This is a genomic window from Pseudomonas sp. BP8 (assembly GCF_017875955.1).
Classification (GTDB): Bacteria; Pseudomonadota; Gammaproteobacteria; order Pseudomonadales; family Pseudomonadaceae; genus Aquipseudomonas.
Genome location: NZ_JAGINK010000001.1, coordinates 2,088,472 through 2,109,071, shown reverse-complemented (window position 1 = coordinate 2,109,071; position 20,600 = coordinate 2,088,472). Strand labels below are relative to the sequence as shown.

Annotated in this window: 22 protein-coding genes and 1 pseudogene; 11 read left to right on the top strand and 12 right to left on the bottom strand. The window is 62.5% G+C overall.

Going from position 1 to position 20,600, the window contains the following annotated elements; genetic code table 11:
* Positions 1-1,347 carry an HlyD family type I secretion periplasmic adaptor subunit gene (locus J3B00_RS09300; RefSeq protein WP_209866966.1) on the top strand — a complete coding sequence of 449 codons (1,347 nt, stop codon included), beginning with the start codon at positions 1-3 and terminating at the stop codon, positions 1,345-1,347.
* A 74-nt stretch (positions 1,348-1,421) separates the two neighbouring features.
* Here the strand turns inward: J3B00_RS09300 and J3B00_RS09295 are convergent, their stop codons facing one another.
* From J3B00_RS09295 to J3B00_RS09285, 3 genes are all read right to left on the bottom strand, one after another.
* Positions 1,422-2,021, bottom strand: a complete 600-nt coding sequence (locus tag J3B00_RS09295) for a DTW domain-containing protein (RefSeq protein WP_209866964.1) — start codon at positions 2,019-2,021, stop codon at positions 1,422-1,424.
* A gap of 181 nt (positions 2,022-2,202) precedes the next feature.
* Positions 2,203-3,768, bottom strand: coding sequence for a PAS domain-containing methyl-accepting chemotaxis protein (locus J3B00_RS09290; RefSeq protein ID WP_209866962.1), 1,566 nt, complete (start codon positions 3,766-3,768; stop codon positions 2,203-2,205).
* 143 nt (positions 3,769-3,911) lie between these two features.
* Entirely contained in the window at positions 3,912-4,805 is an 894-nt protein-coding gene (locus J3B00_RS09285; protein ID WP_209866959.1) for a LysR family transcriptional regulator, read from the bottom strand.
* A 223-nt stretch (positions 4,806-5,028) separates the two neighbouring features.
* Between J3B00_RS09285 and speB the strand changes: the two genes are divergently transcribed.
* Positions 5,029-5,979 carry an agmatinase gene (speB, locus tag J3B00_RS09280; protein ID WP_209866957.1) on the top strand — a complete coding sequence of 317 codons (951 nt, stop codon included), beginning with the start codon at positions 5,029-5,031 and terminating at the stop codon, positions 5,977-5,979.
* A gap of 124 nt (positions 5,980-6,103) precedes the next feature.
* On the top strand, positions 6,104-7,483 hold the full coding sequence (locus J3B00_RS09275; protein ID WP_209866955.1) for a sodium:solute symporter: 1,380 nt from the start codon (positions 6,104-6,106) through the stop codon (positions 7,481-7,483).
* Positions 7,484-7,641: 158 nt separating this feature from the next.
* On the opposite strand, the gene J3B00_RS26790 is transcribed toward J3B00_RS09275, so the two are convergent.
* Together J3B00_RS26790 and J3B00_RS09270 are read right to left on the bottom strand one after the other, a co-directional pair.
* On the bottom strand, positions 7,642-7,770 hold the full coding sequence (locus J3B00_RS26790) for a PA1414 family protein (protein WP_281075133.1): 129 nt from the start codon (positions 7,768-7,770) through the stop codon (positions 7,642-7,644).
* Between the two features lie 124 nt (positions 7,771-7,894).
* On the bottom strand, positions 7,895-8,788 hold the full coding sequence (locus tag J3B00_RS09270; RefSeq protein ID WP_209866954.1) for a LysR family transcriptional regulator: 894 nt from the start codon (positions 8,786-8,788) through the stop codon (positions 7,895-7,897).
* Between the two features lie 107 nt (positions 8,789-8,895).
* On the opposite strand from J3B00_RS09270, the gene J3B00_RS09265 reads away from it, so the two are divergent.
* Positions 8,896-10,068, top strand: coding sequence for a YbfB/YjiJ family MFS transporter (locus J3B00_RS09265; RefSeq protein WP_209866953.1), 1,173 nt, complete (start codon positions 8,896-8,898; stop codon positions 10,066-10,068).
* 136 nt (positions 10,069-10,204) lie between these two features.
* Here J3B00_RS09265 and J3B00_RS09260 read toward each other — a convergent pair whose 3' ends face one another.
* Both J3B00_RS09260 and J3B00_RS09255 read right to left on the bottom strand, forming a co-directional pair.
* On the bottom strand, positions 10,205-11,131 hold the full coding sequence (locus tag J3B00_RS09260) for a DMT family transporter (RefSeq protein ID WP_209866952.1): 927 nt from the start codon (positions 11,129-11,131) through the stop codon (positions 10,205-10,207).
* Positions 11,132-11,227: 96 nt separating this feature from the next.
* The gene (locus J3B00_RS09255; protein WP_209866951.1) at positions 11,228-11,632 is read right to left on the bottom strand and encodes a transcriptional regulator; all 405 of its coding nucleotides are present in this window, start codon (positions 11,630-11,632) and stop codon (positions 11,228-11,230) included.
* Between the two features lie 193 nt (positions 11,633-11,825).
* Between J3B00_RS09255 and J3B00_RS09250 the strand changes: the two genes are divergently transcribed.
* Together J3B00_RS09250 and J3B00_RS09245 are read left to right on the top strand one after the other, a co-directional pair.
* On the top strand, positions 11,826-12,128 hold the full coding sequence (locus tag J3B00_RS09250) for a type II toxin-antitoxin system RelE/ParE family toxin (RefSeq protein ID WP_209866948.1): 303 nt from the start codon (positions 11,826-11,828) through the stop codon (positions 12,126-12,128).
* Complete coding sequence (locus J3B00_RS09245; protein ID WP_209866946.1) at positions 12,121-12,414, top strand: addiction module antidote protein; 294 nt, start codon at positions 12,121-12,123, stop codon at positions 12,412-12,414. The genes J3B00_RS09250 and J3B00_RS09245 overlap by 8 nt, the downstream gene beginning before the upstream one ends.
* A 72-nt stretch (positions 12,415-12,486) precedes the next feature.
* Here the strand turns inward: J3B00_RS09245 and J3B00_RS09240 are convergent.
* Positions 12,487-12,639, bottom strand: a pseudogene (locus tag J3B00_RS09240) (3-oxoacyl-ACP synthase); the annotation flags it as partial.
* Positions 12,640-12,883: 244 nt separating this feature from the next.
* Between J3B00_RS09240 and J3B00_RS09235 the strand changes: the two are divergent.
* Entirely contained in the window at positions 12,884-13,156 is a 273-nt protein-coding gene (locus J3B00_RS09235; RefSeq protein ID WP_209866941.1) for a hypothetical protein, read from the top strand.
* Positions 13,157-13,245: 89 nt separating this feature from the next.
* On the opposite strand, the gene J3B00_RS09230 is transcribed toward J3B00_RS09235, so the two are convergent.
* Positions 13,246-14,607: a DEAD/DEAH box helicase gene (locus J3B00_RS09230; protein WP_209866938.1), complete on the bottom strand. Its 1,362-nt coding sequence runs from the start codon at positions 14,605-14,607 to the stop codon at positions 13,246-13,248.
* Between the two features lie 104 nt (positions 14,608-14,711).
* On the opposite strand from J3B00_RS09230, the gene J3B00_RS09225 reads away from it, so the two are divergent.
* On the top strand, positions 14,712-16,013 hold the full coding sequence (locus tag J3B00_RS09225; RefSeq protein ID WP_209866936.1) for a mechanosensitive ion channel family protein: 1,302 nt from the start codon (positions 14,712-14,714) through the stop codon (positions 16,011-16,013).
* 32 nt (positions 16,014-16,045) lie between these two features.
* Here the strand turns inward: J3B00_RS09225 and J3B00_RS09220 are convergent, their stop codons facing one another.
* The 3 genes from J3B00_RS09220 to J3B00_RS09210 all read right to left on the bottom strand — a co-directional run bounded on the left by J3B00_RS09220 (position 16,046) and on the right by J3B00_RS09210 (position 18,236).
* Positions 16,046-16,921 (bottom strand): carboxylate/amino acid/amine transporter, encoded by an 876-nt coding sequence (locus J3B00_RS09220; RefSeq protein WP_209866933.1) that lies wholly within the window; start codon positions 16,919-16,921, stop codon positions 16,046-16,048.
* A 291-nt stretch (positions 16,922-17,212) separates the two neighbouring features.
* Complete coding sequence (locus tag J3B00_RS09215) at positions 17,213-17,812, bottom strand: FMN-dependent NADH-azoreductase (RefSeq protein ID WP_209866931.1); 600 nt, start codon at positions 17,810-17,812, stop codon at positions 17,213-17,215.
* A gap of 109 nt (positions 17,813-17,921) precedes the next feature.
* A complete protein-coding gene (locus J3B00_RS09210) occupies positions 17,922-18,236 on the bottom strand; it encodes a 3-phosphoglycerate kinase (protein WP_209866929.1) in 315 nt (104 codons plus the stop codon).
* 48 nt (positions 18,237-18,284) lie between these two features.
* On the opposite strand from J3B00_RS09210, the gene J3B00_RS09205 reads away from it, so the two are divergent.
* The 3 genes from J3B00_RS09205 to J3B00_RS09195 are packed head-to-tail and all read left to right on the top strand — an operon-like array spanning position 18,285 to position 20,585.
* The gene (locus tag J3B00_RS09205; RefSeq protein WP_209866927.1) at positions 18,285-19,208 is read left to right on the top strand and encodes a LysR family transcriptional regulator; all 924 of its coding nucleotides are present in this window, start codon (positions 18,285-18,287) and stop codon (positions 19,206-19,208) included.
* 13 nt (positions 19,209-19,221) lie between these two features.
* A complete protein-coding gene (locus tag J3B00_RS09200) occupies positions 19,222-20,034 on the top strand; it encodes an alpha/beta hydrolase (RefSeq protein WP_209866925.1) in 813 nt (270 codons plus the stop codon).
* Positions 20,028-20,585, top strand: coding sequence for a peptidylprolyl isomerase (locus J3B00_RS09195; RefSeq protein WP_209866922.1), 558 nt, complete (start codon positions 20,028-20,030; stop codon positions 20,583-20,585). The genes J3B00_RS09200 and J3B00_RS09195 overlap by 7 nt, the downstream gene beginning before the upstream one ends.
* Positions 20,586-20,600: the final 15 nt, after the last annotated feature.

Here is a 20,600-nt window from a genome sequence, read left to right as displayed (position 1 = left end):
ATGCCGTTGATGCGCAGTTATTTCCAGGGTGCCGGCAAGACCGCCGAGCGCGACTACATGCCCGAACTGGCCGGCGCCACCTTGCAGGATTCGCCGCGCCTGTCGCGCCTGACCGTGTGGCTGGCTGCCGCGCTGCTGCTGGTGGCGCTGGCCTGGGCCAGTCTGGCCGTGCTTGACGAGGTCACCGTCGGTGAAGGCAAGGCCATCCCTTCGAGCAAGATCCAGGTGGTGCAGAACCTCGAGGGCGGCATCGTCACCGAGCTCTTTGTTCGCGAGGGCCAGATGGTCGACAAAGGCGCGACCCTGTTGCGCCTGGACGACACCCGGTTCTTGTCGAACAAGGGCGAGAGCGAGGCCGACCGCTACGCGCTGACCGCCCAGGTCGAGCGCCTGTCGGCCGAAGCCGAGGGGCGGCCGTTCCAGCTGTCGGCGGAGATTCGTGCCAAGTCGCCGCAGGTGGCCGAGGACGAGACCGCGCTCTACCAGTCACGCCAACGGCGCCTGACCAGCGAGAAGCAGACGCTCAGTGAACAACTGCGGCAAAAGACCCAGGAGCTGGCCGAGTTCCGCTCCAAGGTCGACCAGTACCGCTCGGCCCTGGGCTTGCTCCAGCAAGAACTGAACATGTCCTCGCCGTTGGTCGGCACCGGGGCGATTTCGCCGGTGGAGATCCTCCGTCTGAAGCAACGTACTGTCGAAGCGCGCGGTCAGCTCAATGCCACCAGCCTGGCGATTCCCCGGGCTGAGGCGGCGGTGGCGGAGATCAAGAGCAAGGTGCAGGAGGCCGACGCGGCGTTCAGGTCAGAGGCGGCCAAGGAGCTCAATGACAAGCGCACCGATCTGTCGAAGATTACCGCGACCAGTATTGCCATCGATGACCGGGTCAACCGGACCACGGTGGTGTCGCCGGTGCGTGGCATCGTCAAGCTGTTGAAGGTCAACACGATTGGTGGGGTGGTGCAACCGGGCAGTGACCTGGTGGAGATCGTGCCGATCGAGGACAACTTGCTGATCGAGGCCAAGGTGCGCCCGCAAGATGTTGCGTTCCTGCATCCTGGACAGACCGCCATGGTCAAGTTCAGTGCCTACGACTACACCATTTACGGCGGGCTCAAGGCCAAGCTGGAGTTGATCGGTGCGGACACGGTCACGGATGACAAGGGCAATGCGTTTTACTTGATCCAGGTGCGCACCGACAAAAATCACCTGGGGGGCGATAACAAGCCGTTGTTGATCATTCCGGGGATGGTAGCGACGGTGGACATCATCACCGGGCAGAAAAGTGTGCTGGATTATTTGCTCAAGCCGGTGCTCAAGGCACGGACCGAGGCGATGCGTGAGCGGTGAAGGCCATGATTATCTGGGTGTCAGTGCCGGCCTCTTCGCGGGACAAGCCCGCTCCTACAGGTTAGCCAAACATCTTAATCGCCACCGTGATTACGCGCGAACGTCTCCCGCCCCATGGCCCTGATCTGCCCTTCGATCAGCGCCTCGAACGGGCGCAGCAATGCATCGAAGCACACCGGCGCCTCCAGTACATTCAGGCTCTGCACCACGGCCTCCAGGGTCGACAACGCGCCAGCCTCGGGCGCCTTGCGCAGCCGATAGCGCGACGGCGTAACCTGCTCCAGGGTTACCCGCGGCAATGCCGCCAGCAACGGGTTCAGGTAGATCAGCTTGCGCGCCTTGCGCCAGGTACCGTCGGGCACGACCAGCAGCAATGGGGTGTCATCCGTTTCGCCATAGGCGGTCAGCGGCTGGGCCTCTTCACCGGGAAACAACAACACCGGGCGATACCCCGGCAGCGCCAGCAGCGCCTCCAGGTCAGCAAACACCTCAGCCACACGCAGCTCGCCATTGACCAGACCCAAGGCAGCCAAACGTGCGGTGTTGAGTGCATGCGCAGTCTCACTCGGATGCTGTAGCAGCAACACACGGGTGCGGCTTTCAAGGCGGGGAATCAGCGAGCAAAGGCAATGCTCTAGCGCACGCTTGCAGCGCTCGCAGCGGGGTCTGGACATCGGCGTCTCCTGGGGCGGGCAAGTGTGCCATAACACCCTTTGCCGGTGAAGATCACGCTGCGGGCCGGAGCGGCCCGGTCAGCGTGGGGTATGGCACCGGCGTTGCCAGTTCGCCGACCCTGTAGGAGCGGGCTTGCCCCGCGAAGAGGCGATAACTGCCGATGCACATTCAGCTCTTCTGCTATCGGTTGAAGCGCTCCGCCAGGCTGTGCAGGTATTCCGCCATGCGTTCGAGGTCTTGGCTGATCTCGGCGCCTTGCTTGGCCTGCCCCGCGCTCTGATCACACAGATGGGCAATCCGCGTGATCTGCTGGTTGATGTCTTCCGCGACATGGCTCTGCTGCTCGGAGGCGGTCGCCATCTGCTGGCTCATGCCGGTAATACGGCTGACCGCCTGGGCGATCCCTGCCAATGCTTCGCGCACCGCCTCGACACTGTGCACGCTGTCGCGCGAGATCTGCTCGCCGCGGTTGGCGGTCGACACCGCGCGCTCGGCCCCAGCGCGCAAGGTGGCAATGATATGGTGGATTTCGTCGGTGGACGCGCGGGTGCGCTGGGCCAGTGAGCGCACTTCATCGGCGACCACGGCAAAACCGCGCCCCTGCTCACCGGCACGGGCCGCCTCGATGGCGGCGTTGAGCGCCAGCAGGTTGGTCTGCTCGGCAATCGAGGTGATCACATCGACCACGCTGCCAATTGATTGGGTCTGCTCGGCCAGGGCGTTGACCGCCTGGCCGATATCGCTGACGGCTTCGCTCATGCTGCCCATGGCCTGCAGGCTTTGCTGGGCCAGGGAGGTGCCCTGCTGGGCCAACTGGTCAGCATCGCTGGCTGCGTGAGCAGTGCTCTGCACGTTGTGGGTGACTTCTTGGATAGTGGCGGCCATCTGCGCGATGGCGGTGGCCGACTGATCAGTCTCGCTGCGCTGGCGATCGAGCATCTGCGCCTGGGCATCGGACAGCTCCGCCGATTGGGCAGCACGCGACTTGACTCCGATACCGGCATCCACCAGACGCGTCAGCGCCGTCTGCAGGCGCGCTTCCTCGCTGAGAATGGCCAGGTCGAGCTGCCCGCGCAGGCCGGGATTGTCGCTGTAGGTCAGGGCCACCAGCGGGCTGGTGAAAGCCTTGGGATGCTCGTCGAGGGTGCGCTGGATCGCCCGGTTCTGGCGATGTTCGACCAGGTACCAGGCACCTAGCAAGCTGGCCATCAGCAACCCCAGCGCGGCATACGGCGGTAGCCACAGGTAACCCGCGGCCGACAGCAAGCCTGCAGCGATGATGGGCCAACCCTGGCCAAGGCCATGGCCCAGGCGCGCCACCCAAGGCACCGCCGCGCGCCCGCCGCGCAGTCGCGCATAGAGGGCTTCGGCGCGGCGGATCTGCTCGCGGCTGGGTACCGAGCGCACCGACTCGTAGCCACTGATCCGACCGTTTTCATAAACCGCCGTGACATAGGCGCTGACCCAATAGAAGTCGCCGTTTTTAGCGCGGTTCTTGACCACCCCCATCCACGGCTTGCCCTGCTTGATGGTCTCCCACATATGGCCGAACACGGACGGCGGCATGTCGGGGTGGCGCACCAGGTTGTGCGTCTGACCGACCAGTTCATCGTAGGTGAACCCGCTGATCGCCACGAACGCATCATTGCAGTAGGTGATACGGCTGTTGAGATCGGTGGTGGAGATCAGCCGCTGATCGCTGGAGAACGTTCTTTCATGCTCGGTGACGGGCAAATTCATGCGCATCGGGGCAGTCCCTGCTTGGGTAGATGACGTGACGGGAAATTCCTGCAAAGCAACTAGATGTTTAGCAGAGTGCCACCCGCTCAGCGGTCAACCTTTGTAGGAAATTTCCCCATCTCGACGGAATGTCTTCAACAGCGGAGCGCTCAGCCCACGTTGAGCTGGCTTTTTAGCAGGTCGCGGAAGGTCTGGATCAGCGGCTCACGGCTACGCCCTCGGCGAACGATCAACGAAAATGGCGCCTGATAACCAAAGGTCGCCGGCGACAGCACGCGCAGGTCACCCTTCTCGACCCACGCCTGGGCATAGTGCTCGGGCAGGTAGCCGATGTAGGCACCGGAGAGGATCAGAATCAGCTGCGCCTCCATGCTCTCGACGGTCGCCGCGCTGTGCTTGAAGCCATGCCGGGCCAGCTCGGCCTGGCTCCAGTAGCCCCGGCCAACCATGCGTTGCTGGGTCACCACCAGCTCTGGGATACGCCGCTCGACATACAACGGATGCCGGCTACTGCAGTACAACCAGTGCTGCTCGCGGTATAGCGGTTGATAGACCAGGCCACTCATGCGCGAAGAAAACGCGCCGATGGCAAGGTCGAGGCGATTGTCCTGCACGCCCAGTTGCAGCTCGTAGGGGCTGGACACCGACAAGTGCAGGTGCACCGCTGGATGCTCCTGGCTGTAGGCGCCGATGGCTTCGGCCAACGGCAAGGCGCGGTCGCCGACCGTGGAATCGATCACGCCCAGATTGAGGGTGCCGCGCAACTCGCCCTTGAGCGCGGCGGCGTACTGCTCGAAGCCGTCCATTTCTGCCAGCAGGCGCAGGGTCTCCTGATGGAACAGCTCACCCTTGCTGGTCAGGCTGAAGCCGCCCCGACCGCGGTGGCAGAGGACAATCCCCAACGCGCTTTCGAGCTGGCTCATGTAGGTGCTGATGGCCGAGGTCGACAGGTTCAGGTCACGCTGGGCATTGGCGAAGCCCTGGTGGCGCACCACGCTGACAAAGATGCGCAGCAGTTTCAGGTCGGGCAGTGAAGAGGCCATGGCACAACGGTTCCGCAAGCTGGAAATCGCCAGAGTCTAACCGAGGCCGGATGATTAGTTTAGAAAATCCTGAAGTAAGTATTTGCCGGTAGCGATTCTTTCCAAGCACTACCTTGCGCAGACTGGCCGAAATGTCCCTAGCCGCCGGCACTCTGCGCCCGCTTGGCGCGCGGCGGCACAGGTTCGAACAAACAAAACAATCGACCGACTGATGAGGCCCACCGTGGACAAGACTCTCCACCAACCACTGGGCGGCAACGAAATGCCGCGTTTCGGCGGCATCGCCACCATGCTCCGCCTGCCCCACCTGCAAACGGCCGAAGGCCTGGACGCCGCATTCGTCGGCGTGCCTCTGGACATCGGCACGTCGTTGCGTTCGGGTACGCGCTTCGGCCCACGGCAGATCCGTGCCGAGTCGGTCATGATCCGCCCCTACAACATGGCTACCGGCGCCGCACCGTTCGACTCGCTGTCGATTGCCGACATCGGCGACGTCGCGATCAACACCTTCAACCTGCTCGACGCCGTGCGCATCATCGAAGAAGCCTACGACACCATTGTCGAGCATAATGTCATCCCGCTGACCCTCGGTGGCGACCACACGATCACCCTGCCGATCCTGCGTGCCCTGCACAAGAAGCACGGCAAGATCGGCCTGGTCCACATCGATGCCCATGCCGACGTCAACGATCACATGTTCGGCGAGAAGATCGCCCATGGCACCACCTTCCGCCGCGCTGTCGAAGAAGGCCTGCTGGACTGCGACCGTGTGGTGCAGATCGGCCTGCGCGCCCAGGGCTACACCGCCGAGGACTTCAACTGGAGCCGCAACCAGGGCTTCCGCGTGGTTCAGGCTGAGGAGTGCTGGCACAAGTCGCTGGAACCGCTGATGGCCGAAGTGCGCGAGAAGGTCGGGGGTGGCCCGGTGTACCTGTCGTTCGACATCGACGGCATCGACCCGGCCTGGGCTCCAGGTACCGGCACTCCGGAAATCGGTGGCTTGACCACCATCCAGGCAATCGAGATCATCCGCGGCTGCCAAGGCCTGGAGCTGATCGGCTGTGACCTGGTCGAGGTCTCGCCGCCCTACGACACCACCGGCAACACCTCGTTGCTGGGGGCCAACCTGCTGTTCGAGATGCTTTGTGTACTGCCGGGCGTAGCGCACCGCTGATCCCTCAGCGGCTGGAGCAGCACCAGGGCAGTGAGGCCCGCCAACACAAGAACAGACCGCCGGGCACCGTGCACCCGTCCGGACGGTCGATCTCGCCATAATAAAGATAATCGGGAGACCCCCAATGGCCTTGGACATCATTGTTGTACTGATCTATGCCGCCGGCATGCTCGCGCTTGGCTGGTACGGCATGCGCCGTGCAAAGACCCACGAAGACTACCTGGTCGCCGGGCGCAACCTCGGCCCGACCCTGTACATGGGCACCATGGCCACGACCGTGTTGGGCGGTGCCTCGACCGTTGGCACCGTGCGCCTGGGCTACGTCCACGGCATTTCCGGCTTCTGGCTGTGCGCCGCGCTGGGCCTGGGGATCATCGCCCTGAACCTGTTCCTGGCCAAACCATTGCTGCGCCTGCGCATCCTCACCGTGACCCAGGTGCTGGAGCGTCGCTACAACCCCATGGCGCGCCAGGCCAGTGCGGTCATCATGCTGGCGTACGCGCTGATGATCGGCGTCACCTCGACGCTGGCCATGGGCACCGTGCTGGAAGTCTTGCTCGACCTGCCGTTCTGGCTGTCGCTGCTGCTCGGTGGCGGTGTTGTGGTGGTGTATTCGACGATTGGCGGAATGTGGTCGCTGACCCTGACCGACATCGTCCAGTTCGTGATCAAGACCGTTGGCCTGATGTTCATCCTGTTGCCGGTATGCCTGTACAAAGTCGGCGGCTGGGATCAACTGGTGGCGCAACTGCCGGCGTCCAGCTTCAGTTGGACCACGATCGGTTGGGACACCATCATCACCTACTTCCTGATCTACTTCTTTGGCATCCTGATTGGCCAGGATATCTGGCAGCGGGTGTTCACCGCGCGTGACGCCAAGGTCTGCCAGCGCGCAGGCACTACCGCCGGTGTCTACTGCGTCGTGTATGGCCTGGCCTGCGCCCTGATCGGCATGGCAGCGCATGTGCTGATGCCGGACCTGGCCAACCCGAACAACGCCTTCGCGGCGATGATCAAAGCCACCCTGCCCGACGGCATTCGTGGCCTGCTGATGGCCGCTGCGCTGGCAGCAATGATGTCCACTGCCAGTGCCGGCCTGCTGGCCGCGTCCACCACCATTACCGAGGACCTGCTGCCCAAGCTGCGCGGCGGCAAGCAATCGAGCCTGGCCATGAGCCGTCTGTTCACCCTGCTCACCGGCCTGGTGGTGCTGGGTATCGCCCTGGCGGTGAATGACGTGATCAGCGCGCTGACCCTGGCCTACAACCTGTTGGTCGGCGGCATGCTGATCCCGCTGATGGGGGCGATCTTCTGGAAGCGCGCCACCACTGCCGGCGCTATCTGCAGCATGTCGCTGGGCTTTGCTACCGCGCTGCTGTTCATGTTCAAGGATGGCCTGGATGCCAACACGCCGATCTACTACAGCCTGGCGATTGGCTTGGTGAGCTTTGTGCTGGTCAGCCTGATGTCGCGGCGGTCGCTGGTGGCAGCGAAGCTGGCCTGATAGTCAGGTAGAGGCACAAACAAAAAGGCCGCGGCATCTTGAGATGCGGCGGCCTTCTTGTTTGTTTTGTCGGTGCCAGCCTCTTCGCAGGGCAAGCCCACCTGGTAAAGAGCCACAAAAAAGCCGCAGTATCCAACGACACGGCGGCTCTGGTGGTTTCAACGCCGCCGAGGTTGGCGTTTGCGTTGCTCTTCGTCAGTCGGTATCGGTACCGGCTGCAGGGGTGGTGGAATCAAACCCAAGGCTACCCCCAGGTCATGGAGCCAGTTGAACAGTGGTGTTTTCATAGTGCCCCCTTCACGGGTCAGCCTCACGGCGAATCAATCCTGCGATGCTTCATACAGATCATAGTCCGATGTCCTGTACTACGCCTACGCCTGATCTTACGGATATGGGCAATTTTGATCCGGATCAAGTTGTCGCGGGGGCTTCCGACCGCCGGTCAACTGTTTCACCTTGTTGCAGGTCGATCCAGGCCTGCAAATTTGCCCCGCACATGCCCTGTCGCCACATCAGCCAGGTGACCGCCTGATCGAACGGCGCTTGCAGCCGATGCACGCGTACCTGATCGCGCCCTGGCAGGCTGTCGAGCATCGACTGTGCCATCAACGCCACCCCCGCCCCGGCAATCACACAGGCGAGCATGCTCTGGTACGACTCGATCTCCATGACCCGCCCCATAGGCGTGTGGTCGTGGGCATACCAGGCTTCCAGGCGCATGCGGTACGAGCAGCCCTGGCGGAAGGTGAACACCGCCCGACCCGCCACATCGCGGGCGCTGCGCACCTCGGGGTGCTCGCAGCTGGTGATCAGCACCAGTACTTCCTCACACAACGGCACGCCGTCCAGCCCGGCCAGGCTCGGCGGGCCATCAACCAGCGCGGCATCCAGCCGGTGGCTCATCAAGCCTTCGAACAAGTCGCCACTGGGCGCCGCCTGTACCTGCAGGTTCACTGCCGGGTAGAGCTGGTGATAGCGGGCCAGTAGCGGCGGCAAATGGGTTGCCGCAGTGCTGTACATCGTCCCGAGGGCGAAGTCACCTGCCGGCTGGCCGCCCCTGACCGCCGAGAGCGCCTCTTCGCGCAAAACCGACAAACGGTGGGCGTAATCCAGCAGCACCTTGCCTGCCGGCGACAACTGCAAGCGCTGGCGCTCGCGCAGAAACAGCTCGACGCCCAGTTGTTCTTCCAACTGACGCAGGCGTGTCGACAGGTTCGACGGCACCCGGTGCAGGCGCTCGGCAGCGCGGGTCAGGGAGCCCTCCTCGGCGACCGCCTGGAAGATGCGAAGCTGACTGAATTCCATGCCATTCTCCAAAACAGAACAACTTGATCACGATTATTCAATTTTATTGAAGACCATTACAACCTACCCTGCTGTTCATCGCTCACCCCAGCGCAGGAGCCTTTCTCATGTCGCCGTTCGTACAATTGCTCGCCAGTGCCGTGGCCCTGATGATGGCCATGGGCATCGGCCGCTTCGCCCTGACCCCCCAACTGCCCACCCTGATTGCCGAAGGGCAGTTCGACCTGACGGCTGCGGGCCTGGTGGCCGCAGCCAATTACCTCGGCTATTTTCTTGGCGCAGTCGACGCCATGTTTGCCCGACGGCCTGCGCAAGTGCGGCTGCGCCTGCATGCAGGGCTGTGGCTGTGTGTGCTGTTGACCCTCGCGTCATGGGCGGTATCAGGCTTCTGGAGCCACCTGCTGCTGCGCTTGGGTACCGGCGTGGCCAGCGCCTGGGTGCTGGTGATGATTACCAGCCTTACCCAAAAACTGGCTGCCGCCCATGGCACACCGCGTCTTGGCGCGCTGGTGTTCGCCGGCCCGGGCCTCGGCATCGCTCTGACCGGCTTGCTGGCCCTGGCGGCGCACTTGCTCGGCATGGGCTCAGCTGCACTGTGGCTGATCTACGCGGTGGCGGCGCTGGTCATGTTGCTGGCCGTACGGCCCTGGCTGCCGCAGGCCCAGACGCCTGCCGTGGCGACCAGCACCGTGCAGATGGCTGCCACACGCAGCCCAGGCATTGCTCGGCTGGGGCTGGTGTACGCCTTGTACGGGGTCGGTTACATCCTGCCGGCCACCTTCCTGTCGCAGATGGCCAACCAGCGCTTCCCTGGCCATTGGCTGGCCGACCTGTTCTGGCCGGCCTTTGGCCTGGCAGCGGCACTCGGGGTGGTCGTGGTCAGCCTGCGCCGCACCGGTAGCACCCGCGGCTGGCTGACAGTGACACTCTGGCTGCAGGGCCTGGGCGTACTGGCCTGCCTGATGGGCGATGGCCTTGGTCTGGGCTTGGGCGTGCTGCTCTGCGGCGGGCCGTTCCTGGCCTGCATGCAGCTGGTGATGCAGCGCTCACGGGAGTTGGCGCCGCAGGCTACGCAGCGTAATGCCGGGCTGTTGACGGCCTGCTTTGCACTGGGTCAGTTGAGCGGGCCGCTCTTGGCGGCGCTGAGCAATCATTACAGCGGGAGCTTGCAACCGGCGCTGATCCTGGCCGCGAGTGGGCTGGGGCTGGCCGGGGTGCTGGTCCTGATTGGCAGTAGCCAGCGTGCGGCGTGTCAGGTGGGGATGCGTGCAGTGTCCTGAGGGGGCAGGCGCCTGTGCCGGCCTCTTCGCGGGGCAAGCCCGCTCCTACAGGATTGGGGAGTGACCGGGATCATCTGATCGACTCGAAACCTGTAGGAGCGGGCTTGCCCCGCGAAGAGGCCGGCACAGCCACGACTTATCCGACGACTCTGCGCAGTTGCTTACGCACCCAAGGCTCAGCGCTGACCAATACAACGCCAAACAGCACCATCACCGCCCCCAGCACAAAATTCACGCTCAGCGGTTCACCCAACAGCAGTACACCGAAGGTCACCCCGAACAACGGCGTGATGAACGAGAACACCGCCAGGTTCGAAGCCAGGTATTTGCGCAGCAGCCAGAACCAGGTCAGGTAGCTTACAAACGAAACCACCAGCCCCTGAAACAACACACTGCCAATGGCCAGCGGCGTCAGCGATACCTGGCCGATCTGCCCGCTGAGCAGGGCAATCAACAGCAGCCCGACAAAACCCACCATCAGCTGATAGAACAACGTCAGCGTCGCTGGCGCCTCTGAAAGCCGTGAGCCACGCACCACCACCGTAGTCGCGCCCCAAGCCAGGCCGGCCAGCACGCCGAACGCATCACCGAGCAAGGTACGCCCATCGATATGGTCCAGTTGCAGGCCGCCCGCAAAGGCGGTGGCAATCCCTGCAAAAGCCACCACAATGCCCAGCCACTGCAACAAGCGCAGGCGTTCGCTGGGCAGCATGAAGTGCAGGCCGAGCGCGGTAAACACCGGCGCGGTGTAGAGAAACACCGACATGTGCGCTGCCGAGGTGAGTTTCAGCCCCTCGGCGATGAACAAGAACTCCAGCCCAAACAACGCCCCCGCCAGCAAGCCCCCACGCCAGGTCGTGCCTACCTGGCCCCAGCCGCCGCGCCAACAGATCAGCACACCCACCAAAACAGCGGCGATGCCAGAGCGCAAAGCGGCCTGCATGACCGGCGCGATGTCCACTGCAGCCCACTTGATCAGCACCTGCTGACAGCCCCAGACCAGGCACAGCGCAAGCATCACTTGCAGGGCAAAGGCGTCGGGGTTCTTGCGGACCGCGCTCATGGGCGCGCTCCTTGGAAGGGCGATGGCATTGGCAAGGCTCGGCAGGGAAATGGGATCCACTGCCGATTATCGGGTGCTATTGGTCAGCCTTCCAGCCTAAATTGCGCCGCCGGCAATCTGCGCCTTGGCCGACACCTGCTCGAAGGTACTTTCGTCCAAAGGGTCGTGCTGCTCGTCCAAGACCTGACGGGGGTGTTCGAAACCGGGAATACTGCTATCGATCAGACTCAGCAAGCGTGAACCGCGCTCGGTCAGCACGTAATTGGCGCCATTACCGCCCTCCTCGGTCGGCCGACTGTCGATGTAGCCGCGCTCGAGGAGGATCTTCTCGTACTCGCAGGCACGCGTTTTCAACTGGTCGAGATCGCCGACCGGCTGACCGGCAGCGGCCAGTGCAGCGGCATGCTGCTCGGCATAGGGGCGCGGGGTGAAGCTTTGCTCAGCGCCGTTCTGCACTTCGTGCAGGAGGCGTTGGATCAGATCCCAGTCGTAGCTGCTCATGGAGGTTGGCTCCTGCTGTGAACGGAGGGGGTTACACAGCTTGGGACCTGTGGGGCGTGGTGAGCGTTCAGATGGATGATCAGTCTGCGGGTTGTAGTGAATGATTGAACTGACTGGTGCTGGAGATCTTTCCCACAGCGGTTAGAGAAGCGATTGCATAGGCCAGCTGTATTTTTTAAACTACGATCGCTCGATGAAAAAAATCGAGTCCAGTACGTTCAAACATTGGCTTGCCAGGCTGAAGGACAACGCCGGAAAAGCTCGAATTGTTTCCCGAATCAACCGCCTGACTGAAGGACTCCCAGGCGACGTTGCCCCCGTGGGACAAGGGATCAGCGAGCTGCGAATCCATCATGGTCCCGGCTATCGTGTCTACTTTCACCAGTCCGGGGACACTTGGGTGATCTTGCTGTGTGGTGGCGATAAGGGCAGCCAAAGCCGTGACATTCATGTCGCGCATCAGATCCTGCGGTTATGGAGAATGCAAAATGACTGAGACGTTTACCGAGTTTGATCCGGCTCGCTATCTTACTGATCCGCAAGCCATCGCAGAATTCATGTCAGACGCCTTGGAAACCGGAGACGCTGCATATGTGGCTAAAGCGGTGGGAGTAGTCGCCAGGGCAAAGGGGATGACTGAGCTTTCTAGAGAGACCGGGTTGTCTCGAGAACAGTTGTATCGCTCATTCAGCGCGCAAGGTAATCCGACTCTGAAAACATTCCTGGCGGTGATGAAGGCGCTTGGCGTTGATATGACGGCACGGCCGCATCCTGCTCGTTGATGCCTTGAGCACTTCATTCAGCCCTCAACTGCTAACCGTAGGCTTAATCATGGGATCAGGTCTGTATACAGGATCAAGTTGAATCGTCACTGCTTGCTTGAAAGGCAAGCGCAGCTCTGCCTGGCGGAAGAATTTCTCAGTGAGCGCGGAGATATCCGTGGTGTCGATTTCTCCATCTTTCAGCTGAGCCAGTCGGCTCCATTCAGTTCTGGACGGCTTGATCATGATATGTAGCCTCTGGTCTTCGCGGGTTTCGCACAGGAATTCAGTTCCCTAGTAGCCACCGAGACTAGGGAGTTTTTGAGCAAATCAACAGAACCTGGCTAGGCCGATTACGTCCGCCGGAAGCGCCCTACATACAATCAGGAAAGGGCTTGCCAGCTCTTACCGGGTGATCACAGCCGTTGAACTTCCAACACCGTTCCCCCTCAACCGGATACAGCCACTCAGCCACCCGGAGATGAAACGGATGAAACTGCTCCTGCGCATCACCTGTGCAACCACCCTGCTCTGCGCGCTGCCCACATGGGCCTGCACGCCGGAGGAAGCCACGCAAAAACGCGAGGACCTGGCCAAGCTGGTCACTCAGCTGACCGAACAGAATCCGCAGAAGGCCAAGGAGATCAACGACGAGCTGCAGGGCATGGACCTGGCAACCGAAAGCAAGGATCTGCCTGACAAGTGCCAGCTGATCGACCGCAGGCTGCAGGAACTCAAGGTCGCCGAGAAGAAAGCGGAGTGATTGGCATCAGCGCCTGCCCCTACCGACCACGCAAACAACACCGGCCTCATCAGAGGCCGGTGTTGTAATCAGCAAACAAGCGGGAAGACTTACTCAGCCTTCGGTACGCGCTTTTTCAGTGGCGCCAGGCCATCTGTGCTGGCCAGCGGTGCGTTTGGACGCGGCTTGGCGGTAGGTTTGCGCTTGGCGGCGGCTTTCTTCTCGCCGGTCTTCTTGTCGACCTTCTTCTTCTTGACGCCTACGGCCTTACCCGAAGCCTTGACCTTCTTCGGCCCGTTGTAGGTGCCTTTGACTTCCTTGATGACACGGCGCTCGAACTGCTGCTTGAGGTAGCGTTCGATGCTCGACATCAGGTTCCAGTCGTTGTGAGTGATCAGCGAGATCGCCAGGCCTTCACCACCGGCACGGCCAGTACGGCCGATGCGGTGAACGTACTCGTCGCCACTGCGCGGCATGTCGAAGTTGATCACCAGGTCCAGGCCGTCGATGTCCAGGCCACGTGCCGCCACGTCGGTGGCGACCAGCACCTTGGAGCCGCCCTGCTTGAAGCGTTCGATGGCCAGCTTGCGGTCTTTCTGGTCTTTCTCGCCGTGCAAGACGAACGCTTTCACATCCTTGGCCACCAGGTGACCGTAGACACGGTCGGCCAGCGCACGGGTGTTGGTGAAGATGATCGCCTTCTGGAAGGTCTCGTTGTCCAACAGCCAGTGGACGATCTTCTCTTTATGCTGGTCATGGTCGGCCATGATGATCTGCTGGCGAGTACCTTCGGCCAACTGCGAGACGCTGTTGAGCATCAGGTGCTCAGGGTTCTTCAGGACCTTGCCGATGATGTCGCGCAGCGCCGCGCCGCCGGTGGTGGCCGAGAACAGCAGGGTCTGCTCGCGGTTCTCGCACTCCTTGCACAGGCGCTCCATGTCTTCGGCGAAGCCCATGTCGAGCATGCGGTCGGCTTCGTCAAGCACCAGCACCTGCACGTGGGACAGGTCCAGGTTGCCAGCATTGAGCTGCTCGAGCAGACGCCCCGGGGTGCCGATCAGCACGTCCGGCACCTTGCGCAGCATGGCGGCCTGCTCCTTGAAGTCTTCACCGCCGGTGACCAGGCCCGACTTGATGTAAGTGAACTGCGAGAACAGCTCGACCTGCTTCAGGGTCTGCTGGGCCAGCTCGCGGGTCGGCAGCAGGATCAATGCACGGATCTCCACGCGCGGCCCGCCCAGATCAGTCAGACGGTTGAGCATCGGCAGGACGAATGCTGCGGTCTTGCCGCTGCCGGTCTGCGCCGTCACCCGCAGGTCACGCCCCTGCAACGCCAGGGGAATGGCCGCCGCCTGCACCGGAGTCGGCTCGACAAATTTCAGCTCGGCCACGGCTTTGAGGAGGCGTTCATGCAGGGCGAATTGGGAAAACACGGGGGTAACCTCGGGCAAGTGCGTAAATTCAAGTTGCATAGGGTAACGTTTTCCGCCGCCAGAACCGAATTTCTTTTGGCAACTTTGCCTCGATCCGCGCTCTAATTGCCCCTCGTTCCGCAATACAGACCGCTGCAACGCTCATGGATATCCAACGACTCTGGCACGACACCCTCGACCTCTGGGGCACCCTCGACCAACATCCGACCCTGCACGCCGCCCTCGGCTTGGCCGTACTGCTGCTGATCTCCCTGGTGATCGGCCGCCTGACGCGCTTCCTGGTGCTGCACGCCAGCCGCCTGCTGGCCCGGCAACAGGCGCTGAAATGGCTCGACGACCTGCGCCATAACAAGGTCTTTCATCGCCTTGCGCAAATCTCTCCCTCACTGATCATCCAGTTCGGCCTGAAACTGGTGCCCGAACTGGGTGCCACCGCCCAGCACTTCCTTGGCAACGTCGCCCTGGCCTTCAGCCTGCTGTTCATGACCATGGCCGTGTCGTGCCTGCTCGACGCCCTGCTGGACATCTACGCACGCACCGAGCACGCCCGCACCCGTTCGATCAAAGGCTACGTACAGTTGGCCAAGCTGGTCCTGTGGGTGCTCAGCGTGATCGTCATCATTGCCACCTTGATCGACCGTTCGCCGCTGTTGCTGCTGTCGGGCCTTGGCGCGATGTCGGCGGTACTGCTGTTGGTGTACAAGGACACCCTGCTGTCGTTCGTCGCCAGCGTGCAGTTGACCAGCAACGACATGTTGCATGTCGGTGACTGGATCGAAGTGCCGCAGGTCGGCGCCGACGGTGACGTGGTGGACATTACCCTGCACACGGTCAAGGTGCAGAACTTCGACAAGACCATCGTCTCCATCCCCACCTGGCGCCTGATGAGCGAGTCGTTCCGCAACTACCGCGGCATGCAGCAATCAGGCGGCCGGCGGATCAAGCGCAGCCTGTTCATCGATGCGGCCGGCGTACGTTTTCTGACCCGCGAGGAAGAACAGCGCCTGAGTGGCGTACGCCTGCTCGGCGACTACCTGACCAGCAAGCGTGAAGAACTGCAGGCCTGGAACGAAGCACTGGGGCCGGTCCCCGAGCTGTCGGCCAACCGCCGCCAGCTGACCAACATCGGCACCTTCCGCGCCTTTGCCCTGGCGTATCTGCGCAACCACCCGAACGTGCACCAGGGCATGACCTGCATGGTCCGCCAGATGCAGACCGGCGCCGAGGGTGTGCCGCTGGAGATCTACTGCTTTACCACGACCACGGTGTGGGCCGAGTACGAGCGGATCCAGGGCGATATCTTCGATTACCTGCTGGCGGTGCTGCCGGAGTTTGGCCTGAGCCTGTATCAGCAGCCGAGCGGCAATGACATGCGCGTCGGCTTGCAGGCCCGGCCCGCCGAGCTGCTGGCGCCGCAGCGCCAGCAGCAGTGGGAAGAAGCCTGACAGAAAAAGGGGCCGCTAAGCGGCCCCTTTGTTCATGCGCGTCGCCCTATGGGCGCCACCCCTTTGCTGCCAACCCGGCTCAGCCAGACCGATGCCAGGATCACCGTCCCGCCGATAAACAGCCGCCCCAGCGGCTCGTCCTGGTTCCAGATCAGCAGGTTGAGCAACAAGCCGACCGGTACATGCAGGTTGTTCATCACCGCCAGCGTACCGCCAGAAACCAGGCAGGCGCCCTTGTTCCACCAGTACAAGCCCAACGCGGTGGGGACCAGCCCCAGGAACAACAGCACCAGCCATTGCGTATCGGTGCTCGGCAAGTGTTCGGTGTTACCGAACAGCAGGAACGCCGGCAGTACGACGAGCAGCGCGCCCAGGTAGAAGTAGCCAAAACGCTTGTAATGCGGCAGGTCGCTGGGGTTGCGAGCCACCAGGTGGCGGTACAACACCTGGCCGGCGGCATAGGTGAAGTTGGCCAGTTGCAGCAGCAGGAAGCCGATGAAGAACTCGCCGCTGATGGTGTCCATGCGGATCACCGCCGCGCCGGCGACCGCCACCAGCGCAGCCAACAGCGCCCAGGGATTGAAGCGGCGATTGAGTGCGTCTTCGATCAGGGTCACGTGCAGTGGGGTGAGGATGGTGAACAGCAGCACCTCCGGCACGGTCAGCACGCGGAAGCTGAGGTACAGGCAGACGTAGGTGATGCCGTACTGCAGGGCGCCGATCAACAGCATCGAGCGCATGAAGCCCGGCTCGACCTGACGCCAGCGAGTCAGCGGCAGGAACACCAGTCCGGCCAGTACCACCCGAGCGAGCACGGCGAAATAGCTGTCGACGTGCCCGGCCAGGTATTCGCCGATCAGGTTGAAGGAAAACGCCTGGATCAGCGCGACGATAATCAGGTAGCCCATGGTGCTCTCTCGTGAATCAAGGCGGCGACCTTAGCGGGTTGCTGGCGGCGGGGCAACTGTCGGGGCAGGTGTTGGCCGGGCGGGCCTCTTCGCGGGGCAAGCCCGCTCCTACAGGGGCGGCGTCGACCGCAATATTTGGCCATTCCCCAGACCTGTAGGAGCGGGCTTGCCCCGCGAAGAGGCCAGACCGGCCAACACAAAAACCCCAGGCATAAAAAAGCCCGACCATCACATGGCCGGGCAGGCACACCCAAGGAGCAACAGGTGTCAGGGTTGGGAATTCGTTAAACCTCAGGCCACCGAGGCCAGCTGCGCCTTGGCCTGGTTCAGGCCTTTCTCATGGAAGTCGCCACTCATGTTCAAACCCTCGGCATGAATGAACGTCACCTCATGAATACCGATGAAGGCCATGACCTGGCGCAGGTACGGTTCCTGGTGATCGCTGGTGGCACCGGCATGAATGCCGCCACGGGCCGTCAGCACGATGGCGCGCTTGCCCGCCAGCAGCCCCTGCGGGCCAGTCGGGGTGTATTTGAAGGTGATACCGGCACGCAGCACGTGGTCGAGCCAGGCCTTGAGCGTGCTCGGGATGGCAAAGTTGTACATCGGCGCGGCCATCACCAGCACATCGGCGGCCAGCAGCTCATCGGTGAGCAGGTTGGAGCGTGCCAACGCCTCACGCTCGATTTCGGAGCGCTGTTCTTCAGGCTTCATCCAGCCGCCGAGCAGGCTGGCGTCCAGATGCGGCACCGGTGACACGGCCAGGTCACGCACAGTGATCTCGTCGGCCGGATGCGCCGCGTGCCACTGCGTGATGAAGTCACGGGTCAGCTGGCGGGACACGGAGTCCTGCTGGCGAGCGCTGCTTTCGATGATCAATACGCGGGACATGGGTGCCTCCATCGGCAGAAAGGGGTGCGATTCGATGGAGGTGAGATTAAAGGTTGACCTATCGATAAAAAAGCGTAAAAAGTGGGTTCAATCTATCGATTAATCAGTTTTATTGCGGCTTGCAGCTCAGCGCGATCCGCAGCTTGATGATCTGCCGGTTGAACTTGGCCGTAACGTCCACGCTCTGCTTGGCCGCCACATTGACCCGGCGCACCCGCGGGGCCTCGGGGCCGTTGCGGAATATCACCCGGCACGCTGCGGCCACCTCGCCATAGTTGTTCAGGGTGATGTTGCCGATGTCGTAGGCGGTGTCATAGGTGGTGTAGTCGAGCTTGACCCCGGTCAGCTCCTTCTCGACGTCGATCGGATAGGCCTGGGCCCCGAGGGGCAGGCACAGCAGTAATGCCAGACAACATTTCTTCATGGTGCGCTCTCCTTGATAGCGCGCAGCTTAGGACAACAGGAGCCGTAGATGAAAGCGCCCCGCGTGACCCTGGATCAGTGGCGGACCCTGCAGGCAGTGGTCGACCACGGCGGGTTTGCCCAAGCGGCCGACGCCCTGCACCGCTCGCAGTCGTCGGTCAGCTACACCGTGGCGCGCATGCAGGAGCAACTGGGCGTGCCGCTGCTGCGCATAGACGGCCGCAAAGCGGTGCTCACCGAAGCCGGCAATGTCCTGCTGCGCCGCTCGCGCCACCTGGTCAAGCAAGCCAGCCAGCTCGAAGACCTCGCCCACCACATGGAACAAGGCTGGGAAGCCGAAGTGCGCGTGGTGGTCGATGCTGCCTATCCCAGCGCCCGCCTGGTGCGCGCCCTCAGCGCGTTCATGCCGCAAAGCCGCGGTTGCCGCGTGCGCCTGCGTGAAGAAGTGCTGTCAGGCGTCGAAGAGGTGCTCCACGAGGGCATTGCCGACCTGGCCATCAGCAGCTTCAGCATCCCCGGCTACCTGGGCACCGAATTGAGTTCGGTGGAGTTCGTCGCCGTCGCCCATCCCGAGCACAGCCTGCACCGCCTGGGACGAGAGATCACCTTCCAGGACCTCGAGAGCCAGTTGCAAGTGGTGATCCGTGACTCCGGCCGCGCCCAACCCAAGGACGTCGGCTGGCTCGGCGCCGAGCAACGCTGGACGGTCGGCAGCCTGGGCACCGCGGCGACCTTCGTCGGCAGCGGGCTGGGCTTTGCCTGGTTGCCGCGGCACATGATCGAGCGCGAGCTGCGCGACGGCGTGCTCAAGCCCTTGCCGCTCGATCAAGGTGGCAGTCGCCACCCACTGTTCTACCTTTACTCGAGCAAGGAGAAGACCCTGGGCCCGGCGACGCAGATCCTCATCGACCTGCTGCGCAGTTTCGACACCGCGCCACTGGACGTGCCCTTCGCAGCCCCCGCACAAGCCTGAGAGGACGGCGCCCATGGCGTATTTCGAACACGAAGGATGCACGCTGCATTACCAGCAATATGGCCAGGGCGAACCCCTGGTACTGCTGCACGGCCTGGGCTCGAGCTGCCAGGATTGGGAACTGCAGTTACCTGAACTGAGCCGTCACTACCGAGTGATCCTGATGGACATCCGCGGTCACGGCCGCTCCGACAAGCCGCGTGACGGTTATCAGATCGCCACCTTCAGCGAAGACCTGCTGGCCCTGCTCGAACACCTGCAGACCGGCCCCGTGCACTTCGTTGGCCTGTCGATGGGCGGCATGGTCGGCTTCCAGTTTGCCGTCGACCACCCGCAGTGGCTGCGCAGCCTGTGCATCGTCAACAGTGCCCCTGAGGTCAAGCGGCGCACCCGCAATGACTGGATCTGGTGGGCCAAGCGCTGGAGCCTTGCGCGCATCCTCAGTGTCGAAACGGTGGGCAAGGGTCTGGCCGCGCGGCTGTTCCCCAAACCCGGGCAAGCCGATCTGCGGCAGAAGATGATCCAGCGCTGGGCACGCAACGACAAACGCGCCTACCTGAAGAGTTTCGACGCCATCGTCGACTGGGGCGTGGCGGAACGCATCAGCCAGATTCGCTGTCCCACACTGGTGATCGCCGCCGACCACGATTACACCCCGATACAACTGAAAGAGCGCTACGTCGCCCTGATACCCGAGGCTAGACTGGCGGTCATCGAAGATTCCCGGCACGCTACACCGCTTGATCAACCCGAGGTCTTCAACCAGACCCTGCTGCACTTCCTCGCAGCTGCATCCACCTCTCAAGGATCTTTGAGCCCATGCTGAAAAAACTCCTGCTCGCCGCCTGCTCGGTCGCCTTCGCCACCAGCGTCATGGCTTCGGACAAGACCCCTCACGTGCTGATCGACACCAGCTTCGGTCAGATCGAAGTCGAACTGAATGCTGAAAAAGCGCCGATCAGCACGAAGAACTTCCTTGAGTACGTTGACAGCGGTTTCTACAACAACACCATCTTCCACCGGGTGATCCCGGGCTTCATGGTCCAGGGCGGTGGTTTCACCGAACAGATGGTCCAGAAAGACACCCGTGACCCGATCCGTAACGAAGCCAGCAATGGCCTGCACAACGCCCGCGGCACCCTGTCCATGGCCCGCACCTCCAACCCGAACTCGGCTACCAGCCAGTTCTTTATCAACGTTGCCGACAACGCCTTCCTCGACCCGGGTCGCGATGCCGGTTATGCGGTGTTCGCCAAGGTCACCAAAGGCATGGACGTGGTCGACCAGATCGTCAATTCGCCGACCACCACCAAAAAAGGCATGCGCGATGTCCCGGCCGATCCGGTGTTCATCAAGTCTGCCAAACGCATCGACTGACCACGGCCGCTCACA

What these genes read in the sequence shown, in the direction of transcription:
- J3B00_RS09295 (WP_209866964.1), bottom strand. Translation starts at nt 2,021, where the DNA reads ATGTCCAGACCCCGCTGCGAGCGCTGCAAGCGTGCGCTAGAGCATTGC.
- J3B00_RS09290 (WP_209866962.1), bottom strand. Translation starts at nt 3,768, where the DNA reads ATGCGCATGAATTTGCCCGTCACCGAGCATGAAAGAACGTTCTCCAGC.
- J3B00_RS09275 (WP_209866955.1), top strand. Translation starts at nt 6,104, where the DNA reads ATGGCCTTGGACATCATTGTTGTACTGATCTATGCCGCCGGCATGCTC.
- J3B00_RS09270 (WP_209866954.1), bottom strand. Translation starts at nt 8,788, where the DNA reads ATGGAATTCAGTCAGCTTCGCATCTTCCAGGCGGTCGCCGAGGAGGGC.
- J3B00_RS09215 (WP_209866931.1), bottom strand. Translation starts at nt 17,812, where the DNA reads ATGTCCCGCGTATTGATCATCGAAAGCAGCGCTCGCCAGCAGGACTCC.
- J3B00_RS09285 (WP_209866959.1), bottom strand. Translation starts at nt 4,805, where the DNA reads ATGGCCTCTTCACTGCCCGACCTGAAACTGCTGCGCATCTTTGTCAGC.
- J3B00_RS09260 (WP_209866952.1), bottom strand. Translation starts at nt 11,131, where the DNA reads ATGAGCGCGGTCCGCAAGAACCCCGACGCCTTTGCCCTGCAAGTGATG.
- J3B00_RS09230 (WP_209866938.1), bottom strand. Translation starts at nt 14,607, where the DNA reads ATGCAACTTGAATTTACGCACTTGCCCGAGGTTACCCCCGTGTTTTCC.
- J3B00_RS09250 (WP_209866948.1), top strand. Translation starts at nt 11,826, where the DNA reads ATGAAAAAAATCGAGTCCAGTACGTTCAAACATTGGCTTGCCAGGCTG.
- J3B00_RS09245 (WP_209866946.1), top strand. Translation starts at nt 12,121, where the DNA reads ATGACTGAGACGTTTACCGAGTTTGATCCGGCTCGCTATCTTACTGAT.
- J3B00_RS09255 (WP_209866951.1), bottom strand. Translation starts at nt 11,632, where the DNA reads ATGAGCAGCTACGACTGGGATCTGATCCAACGCCTCCTGCACGAAGTG.
- J3B00_RS09200 (WP_209866925.1), top strand. Translation starts at nt 19,222, where the DNA reads ATGGCGTATTTCGAACACGAAGGATGCACGCTGCATTACCAGCAATAT.
- J3B00_RS09300 (WP_209866966.1), top strand. Translation starts at nt 1, where the DNA reads ATGCCGTTGATGCGCAGTTATTTCCAGGGTGCCGGCAAGACCGCCGAG.
- J3B00_RS09265 (WP_209866953.1), top strand. Translation starts at nt 8,896, where the DNA reads ATGTCGCCGTTCGTACAATTGCTCGCCAGTGCCGTGGCCCTGATGATG.
- J3B00_RS26790 (WP_281075133.1), bottom strand. Translation starts at nt 7,770, where the DNA reads ATGAAAACACCACTGTTCAACTGGCTCCATGACCTGGGGGTAGCCTTG.
- J3B00_RS09225 (WP_209866936.1), top strand. Translation starts at nt 14,712, where the DNA reads ATGGATATCCAACGACTCTGGCACGACACCCTCGACCTCTGGGGCACC.
- J3B00_RS09195 (WP_209866922.1), top strand. Translation starts at nt 20,028, where the DNA reads ATGCTGAAAAAACTCCTGCTCGCCGCCTGCTCGGTCGCCTTCGCCACC.
- J3B00_RS09205 (WP_209866927.1), top strand. Translation starts at nt 18,285, where the DNA reads ATGAAAGCGCCCCGCGTGACCCTGGATCAGTGGCGGACCCTGCAGGCA.
- J3B00_RS09235 (WP_209866941.1), top strand. Translation starts at nt 12,884, where the DNA reads ATGAAACTGCTCCTGCGCATCACCTGTGCAACCACCCTGCTCTGCGCG.
- J3B00_RS09210 (WP_209866929.1), bottom strand. Translation starts at nt 18,236, where the DNA reads ATGAAGAAATGTTGTCTGGCATTACTGCTGTGCCTGCCCCTCGGGGCC.
- J3B00_RS09220 (WP_209866933.1), bottom strand. Translation starts at nt 16,921, where the DNA reads ATGGGCTACCTGATTATCGTCGCGCTGATCCAGGCGTTTTCCTTCAAC.